At 68.3% G+C, this 6587-nt stretch carries 7 protein-coding genes; 5 read left to right on the top strand and 2 right to left on the bottom strand.

All coding sequences use genetic code 11. The features are described from left to right. Nucleotides 1–277 precede the first annotated feature (277 nt). Complete coding sequence (locus VNN10_03285; GenBank protein ID HXH21028.1) at nucleotides 278–1528, top strand: MFS transporter; 1251 nt, start codon at nucleotides 278–280, stop codon at nucleotides 1526–1528. A 31-nt stretch (nucleotides 1529–1559) separates the two neighbouring features. Beyond that, the gene (locus VNN10_03280) at nucleotides 1560–2105 is read left to right on the top strand and encodes a DUF1697 domain-containing protein (protein HXH21027.1); all 546 of its coding nucleotides are present in this window, start codon (nucleotides 1560–1562) and stop codon (nucleotides 2103–2105) included. A 138-nt stretch (nucleotides 2106–2243) separates the two neighbouring features. Here the strand turns inward: VNN10_03280 and VNN10_03275 are convergent, their stop codons facing one another. Then, a complete protein-coding gene (locus tag VNN10_03275; GenBank protein ID HXH21026.1) occupies nucleotides 2244–2657 on the bottom strand; it encodes a pyridoxamine 5'-phosphate oxidase family protein in 414 nt (137 codons plus the stop codon). Between the two features lie 86 nt (nucleotides 2658–2743). On the opposite strand from VNN10_03275, the gene VNN10_03270 reads away from it, so the two are divergent. Then, nucleotides 2744–4141 carry an amidase gene (locus tag VNN10_03270; GenBank protein ID HXH21025.1) on the top strand — a complete coding sequence of 466 codons (1398 nt, stop codon included), beginning with the start codon at nucleotides 2744–2746 and terminating at the stop codon, nucleotides 4139–4141. A gap of 55 nt (nucleotides 4142–4196) precedes the next feature. On the opposite strand, the gene VNN10_03265 is transcribed toward VNN10_03270, so the two are convergent. Beyond that, complete coding sequence (locus tag VNN10_03265; GenBank protein HXH21024.1) at nucleotides 4197–5051, bottom strand: deoxyribonuclease IV; 855 nt, start codon at nucleotides 5049–5051, stop codon at nucleotides 4197–4199. A 123-nt stretch (nucleotides 5052–5174) separates the two neighbouring features. Between VNN10_03265 and VNN10_03260 the strand changes: the two genes are divergently transcribed. Next, entirely contained in the window at nucleotides 5175–5927 is a 753-nt protein-coding gene (locus VNN10_03260) for a phosphoadenylyl-sulfate reductase (protein ID HXH21023.1), read from the top strand. Between the two features lie 86 nt (nucleotides 5928–6013). After that, complete coding sequence (gene cysC / locus VNN10_03255) at nucleotides 6014–6562, top strand: adenylyl-sulfate kinase (GenBank protein HXH21022.1); 549 nt, start codon at nucleotides 6014–6016, stop codon at nucleotides 6560–6562. Nucleotides 6563–6587 lie beyond the last annotated feature (25 nt).

Below are 6587 nucleotides of genomic sequence, written 5' to 3'. Positions count from 1 at the left end.
CGCGTTCTTCGAGCCGCTGATGTACCCCGGCATCCACGCCGCGACGGACACGGACGCCATGGGTGGCTTCACGGAGCAGAACTTCATGTGGCAGGACAAGATCCGCGAAGGCGGCATGCGCGAGGCGATCTCCTGGCGGGATGGCCGCTACCGGGACGCGCCGCAGATCCACTAGGTGGCTCGTCGCCGGCCAAGCGAAGCCACGAGGGACGCAAGGTCTGTAGGCCCGAGGGATAGACGGACGCCCGGGTCCGAGGATGCTTAGAAGGCGGCCAGGATGACAGCTCCCGAGGTGACGGCCTTCGCGGCGGGCGGTGCGGACACCGGGCCTGAGCGGAGGGGGCGCAACGCCCTGGCCGCCACGGTGATCGCCGGGCACGCGCTGAAGCACCTCTACCTGTCCGGCATGCAGTCGATCGTCCTGCCGGAGATCAAGATCGCCTTCGGCCTTAGCGGCACGCAACTGGGGACGCTGGCGACGGTGCGCCAGTTCTCGGGTTGGGCCACGACTATGGGCGCGGGCTACCTGGGGGACCGCTTCAGCAGCCGCACCGGGCTGATGCTGGCGGCCTCCATGACGCTGATGGGGGGCGCGTACTTCCTGGTGGGGCTGTCGTCCGGGTTCGCCTTCCTTTTCGTCGCCTTGCTGCTGGCCGGCATCGGGCCTTCGATGTACCATCCGCCCGCCATCGGGGCGCTGTCACGCAAGTTTCCCGACCGGCGGGCGCTCGCCATTTCGCTCCACGGCACCGGCGGAAGCGTCGGCGAAGCGCTGGGGCCGGTCGTCGCCTCGGGCCTGCTCCTGCTGCTCACCTGGCGTGGCCTGCTGCAGCTCAGCCTGCTGCCGGCGCTGGTGGCCGCCTTCCTGGTCTGGCGGGTCATGTCGAACCTGAAGTTGGACGAAGGCGGGGTCGAGTCCTTCCTGCATTACGTGCGGTCGCTGCTGACGTTGCTGGCCAACAAGGCGCTGCTACTGCTGGTGCTGATCACGGCCCTGCGGAGCATGGGCCAGAGCTCGATCACGATCTTCCTGCCGGTGTACCTGCGGGAGGACCTGGACTACTCTGCGACGTCGGTAGGGCTGTACCTGTCGCTGGCGCAGTTCGTCGGCATCGGGTCGCAGCCGGTCATGGGGTATCTATCGGACCGCCTGGGGCACAAGACGGTGCTCCTGCCGGCGATGGCGGCGCTGGGCGCGCTGTGCATCCTCCTCCGTTTCGCCGAGGGAGAAGCGGCGCTTGTCCTGACGGTAGTCGCGCTGGGCGCATTCCTTTACTCGCTGCACTCGATTTTCATTTCGGCGGCGATCGGCGTCGTGGGCGAGTCGTCGCAGGCGACGACGGTGTCGCTGATCTACGCCGCGAGCTTCCTGGGGACGCTATCGCCAATCGTGGCGGGTGTGCTGGCGGACGACTTCGGGACGCGCAGTACTTTCCTCTACGGCGCCGCGTTGGTCTTCGCGGGCACCGTGGTCCTCGGCGCCATGCGCCTGCCGCGCGCCGAGCCGAGGATTACGGCGCTTCACTGAGCGGGGCAGGTGCGTTGGATACACTCTGGCCGTGGCGCAGTTCGTAGCCTTGCTGCGCGCGGTGAACGTCGCCGGCCACCGGGGTCTCGCGATGGCGGACCTGCGCCGCGTCCTGGAAGAGCTGGCCTTCAGCGAAGCCAAGACCCTCCTGCAGTCGGGCAACGCGGTCTTCGCGACCGATGGCCAGACGTCGACGGCGGAGCTCGAGGCGCTGATCGAGGCCCAGCTGGCGTCACGTCTGGGACTTCGCACCGACGTCCTCGTCCGCTCCCCGGAGGACATGGCGGCTCTCGTGCGCGACAACCCGTTCTCGGCCGAGGCCCGCGACGACCCCGGGCGCCTGGTCGTAACGTTCCTGAAGGTCTCCGTCAGCCTGGCGGCAGTCGAGGCGCTGCAGTCGCAGGTGCGCGGTCCCGAGGTGGTGCGGCCGCACGGCCGCGAGCTGTACATAACGTATCCCGATGGCATGGGACGCTCCAGGCTGACGGGCGCGGCAATCGAATCAAAGCTTGGGACGAAGGGCACGGCGCGGAACTGGAACACAGTGCTGAAGCTGGCGGCGGCGGTGGGAGTGTGAGCCGCGGGCCCGGCAGTGAAGCCACCGGCGCAACACTCCGGCGCCGCGTTCTGACGGGCGGCCGGCCGCTGGAGGCGCGCCAGCGAGCGGACGACGCGGGCAGCGACGGCAGCCCGCCGCGGTGCCGTGGAGCTGTGTTCAGGACGACAGGAGCCCCTCGGCGAGCCAGTCTGTGATCCGGAGGGCGACGGTCAGACGCGGGCGCCAATCCACGGTCGTGTACTGCGGGAACTTCGACCGGATGCGGTCCCAGGCGGCGTCCTGCTCGGCGCCAGTCACGGGCTCGGCATCGCAGCGCAGGATCACCTTGCGTAGCTTCGACCAGTCGTCGAAGTAGTCGTCAACGAGGACTGTGGCGCGGGGCCGGGAGCGCAGCGCCCGGGCGGTGGCCGACCCGTGGCCGAGGTCGACATAGAGGGTGGAGTCGCCGTCGAACACGGGGCAGACGGGGATGACGTGGGCGTCGCCGTCCGGGCGCACCGTGGCGATGCGGCACACCGCCGCGGCGGCAATGTAGTCCTTTACGACGTCCGGCAGGGGCGGCTTTGGCACGGGCTCCTCCTCGCGCGGCCCGGAGGCTGGTTTCGCGATAGTATGCGCGCAACGTCGCATTCGGGCATGAGGGGGACGGCGCGGAGATGGCATCACTTACAGACCTCACGCTGACCGAAGCATCGGCACTGATCGAGCGGCTGGAGGTATCACCGGTCGAGCTGACGGACGCCTGCATCGCCCGCTCGGAGGCCCTCGATCCGGCGTTGCACGCCTACATCACTCCAACGTTCGAGAGCGCGCGGCTGGAGGCGAAGGCGGCGGAAGCGGAGATTGCGGGCGGCCGGAGGCGAGGGCCTCTGCACGGCATCCCCTTCGCCCTCAAGGATCTGTACGAGACGGCGGGCGTGCGGACGACGGCCGGGTCGAAGCTGCGGGAGGACTTCGTGCCGGCCGAGGACGCGCGGGTGGTGGCGTTGCTGAAAGAGGCGGGCGTGGTGCAGCTCGGCAAGCTCAACATGCACGAGTGGGCACTGGGCGCGACGAACATCAACCGATACTTCCCATCGCCGCGAAACCCCTGGGACCCGGCGCGCATCACGGGCGGTTCGAGCGGCGGCTCGGGCGTGGCGATTGCGGCCGGGATGTGCCTGGGAACGCTGGGTTCGGACACCGGCGGCAGCATCCGCATCCCATCGGCCCTCTGCGGCACCACGGGCCTCAAACCGACGTACGGGCGGGTCAGCCTGCGAGGCGTCGTGCCGCTCTCGTGGTCGCTCGACCACGCCGGGCCCATGGCGCGCAGCGCGAACGACTGTGCCCTCATCCTGCAGGCCATCGCCGGCTTTGACCCGGAAGACCCGGCGAGCATCGACCACCCGGTTGACGACTATGCCTCCAGGATCGGGGACGGCGTGCGGGGGCTCCGCGTCGGCGTCCCGACAAACTTCTTCTTCGACGAGGAGGCCGTGGACGCCGAGGTAGCGGCGGCGGCGCGGGCGGCCGTCGAGGTGCTGCGGGGGCTGGGGGCGGTTGTCAGGGAAGTCGAGGTGCCCGACGTCGTGCGCGGGGCGCGGGCCAACGGCACGATCCTGATCGCGGACGCGGCCGCCTACCACGACGAGAACTTACGCGAGCACGCCGACGCTATCCAGCAGACGGTGCTGGCGCGCCTGCAGAACGGCGCGAGCATCACCGGTCCGGCCTACGCGCGCGCCCGGCGCACACAGGCGGAGTTCCAGGCCGCCTTGCGGCGCCTCTTCCGGGAAATAGACCTGCTGGCCGCGCCCACGACCCCGGTGACGGCGCAGCCTTTTCCGGAAGACGGTGACGTGCCTGCGGCCAGCAGCGCGCTGACCCGCCACACCGGCCCCTTCAACATAGCCGGCCTGCCGTCGATCTCCGTGCCCTGTGGTTTCTCGAGCGAGGGGCTGCCGATGGGGCTGATGCTGACGGGCCGCTGGTGGGAGGAGGCGCTGGTGCTGCGCGCCGCCCACGCATACCAGGGGGCGACGGACTGGCACGCGCGGCGGCCGCCCGTTTAGAGCAGAGTGCAGAGTGCAGAACAGGGTCAGGTCAGCTGCTGCGCCCTACTCGACGCTACCCTTGGAGGCTGGCGCGGATCTCTTTGAGGGCGTCCAGGTTGGGCTTGTCAGGGCCGGTGTTATCCATGCCGGGGACCTCTAGGATGAAAGGGAGGTCCTTGAAGGCGGGATGGGCCATGATGCGCGCGAAACCGTCACGGCCGATGAGGCCATAGCCGATGTTCTCGTGGCGGTCGCGCTCCTTGCCGAGCTCGACCTTGGAGTCGTTGGCGTGGACGGCGACGAGCCGGTCCCAGCCCACCTCGCGCTGGAACTCCTCCATGGCGAGCGCAAGGCCTTCAGCGGAGGCTAGGTCGTAGCCTTCGGCATAAGCGTGCTGGGTGTCGAGGCAGACGCGGACGCGGTCGCTGCCGACCTGGCGGATGATGCGGCCGAGGTCGGCCCACTTGGAGCCGATGTTGGCGCCGGCGCCGGCCGAGTTTTCGAGCACGAGTTGGACCTGCTCCGGGGTCTCCCTCAGGATCTCGGTGATAGCGGTGCAGATCTGCTCGAAGACCGCGTCGAGGCCCATGCCCTTGTGGCTGCCCAGGTGGAAGATGACGCCCTGGATGTTCATCTCACCGCAGGTGCGCATGGCCGACTTGAGGTTGCTCGTGGAGCGGAGGAGCATCGTCTTGTCCGCGGTCGCGAGGTTGATCAGGTAGACGCCGTGCACGAAGACGGGGGAGATGGGCGAGTCTGCGAGCCGGGCCCTGAACTCGGCCGCCACCTCAGGCTCGACCCTGGAGCTGCGCCACTGCTGGGGCGGCGTTAGGAAGATCTGCATCGTCTCGGCGCCCATGTCCAGGGCGCGCTGGAAGCAGGTCAGCGGCCCGCCCGCGGTCTTGATGTGCGCCCCGACTCTCACCATCGCCGCCTCATGCTAGGCAGGCACCCGTACCGGGTCAATGAGGGCCGGACGGCCTGATTGACAGTGCGCGCGTTCACAATCGATAATCTTGACTAAGTCAGTCACCTTAGTAGGAAATACCGGATGTCCGCAGACCGACCATACGACGAGGCGACTCTCGCCGCCTGGAACGACGAACTCGAGGGCAAAGAGCCGCGCGAGATCCTCGCCTGGGCGGTCGAGAAGTTCCAGCCGGGCCTCACGCTCGCCTGCAGCTTTGGCGGCCCTTCGGGCATGGTCCTGCTGGACATGGTCATGGCCATCGACCCGTCCGTCGAGGTGTTCTACCTGGACACGGACTTTCTCTTTCCGGAGACGTACGCCCTGCGTGACGCCTGCGAGCGCAAGTACGGCTTCAAGGCCATCGGCTACAAATCGCTGCTGACGCCCGAGCAGCAGGCGGCGAAGTACGGCGAGGCGCTCTGGGCGCGCGACCCGGACGCCTGCTGCGCCCTGCGCAAGGTGGAGCCGAACCAGCGGGCGCTGGAAGGCAAGACGGCGTGGATATCGGGGATCCGGCGAGACCAGTCGGCGACACGACGGGACGTGAGGGTCGTCGAGTGGGACGAGAAGTTCGGGCTGGTGAAGCTGAACCCGCTCGCGGCCTGGACGGAAGACCAGGTCTGGGACTACATACGCGACAACCGCGTGCCCTACAACATCCTGCACGAGCAGAACTATCCCAGCATTGGCTGTACGCACTGCACGAAGCCGGTGGCGCCGGGTGATGACCCGCGTTCCGGCCGCTGGGCGGGCTTCGACAAGACGGAGTGCGGCATCCACGTTCAGGACGGCGGCGTGACCGTCATCGAGGCGACCAACATCCCCGTCCTGTAGCGGCGTTGGGCCGCGCTGGAGGGACCCGCCCGACTGCTGCAGCGGCCGGGCGCTTGTTTGAAGCGAAACGCAACGGAGGATTCGAGTTGTCTGACCGAGGCTTCACAGTCTGGTTTACCGGCCTTTCCGGCGCCGGCAAGTCCACGCTCTCGGAGGCGCTGGCGCCAGTGTTACGCGAACGCGGCCACAAGGTCGAGATCCTCGACGGCGATGTGGTGCGGACGAACCTTAGCAAGGGCCTCGGCTTCAGCAAGGAGGACCGCGACACCAACATCCTGCGCATCGGCTTCGTCGCGCATCTGTTGTCCCGCAACGGCGTCGCGGTCATAACGGCCGCCATCTCGCCCTATCGCGAGGTCCGCGACAAGAACCGCGAGCTGATCGGCGACTTCATCGAGGTGTACGTAAAGTGCAGCATCGAGGAGCTCACCCGGCGCGACGTCAAGGGCCTGTACGAGAAGGCGCTGCGGGGTGAGATCCAGAACTTCACGGGCATCTCCGACCCGTACGAAGAGCCGCTGAACCCGGAGGTCGTGGTCGACACCGAACGGGAGACGGTCGAGGAGAGTCTGGCGAAGATCGTCTCCTACCTGGAGGAGCGCGGGTACATCAAGCCGGCGCCTGTCGCGGTCTAGGGAGCGGGCGCCACACCGGCGGGGG

The sequence above is a fragment of the Dehalococcoidia bacterium genome (assembly GCA_035574915.1).
Classification (GTDB): Bacteria; Chloroflexota; Dehalococcoidia; order DSTF01; family WHTK01; genus DATLYJ01.
Note: the sequence above shows the minus strand (reverse complement) of the source record. Positions and strands in the feature narration are given on the sequence as shown.

What these genes read in the sequence shown, in the direction of transcription:
- VNN10_03285 (HXH21028.1), top strand. Translation starts at nt 278, where the DNA reads ATGACAGCTCCCGAGGTGACGGCCTTCGCGGCGGGCGGTGCGGACACC.
- VNN10_03270 (HXH21025.1), top strand. Translation starts at nt 2,744, where the DNA reads ATGGCATCACTTACAGACCTCACGCTGACCGAAGCATCGGCACTGATC.
- VNN10_03265 (HXH21024.1), bottom strand. Translation starts at nt 5,051, where the DNA reads ATGGTGAGAGTCGGGGCGCACATCAAGACCGCGGGCGGGCCGCTGACC.
- VNN10_03260 (HXH21023.1), top strand. Translation starts at nt 5,175, where the DNA reads ATGTCCGCAGACCGACCATACGACGAGGCGACTCTCGCCGCCTGGAAC.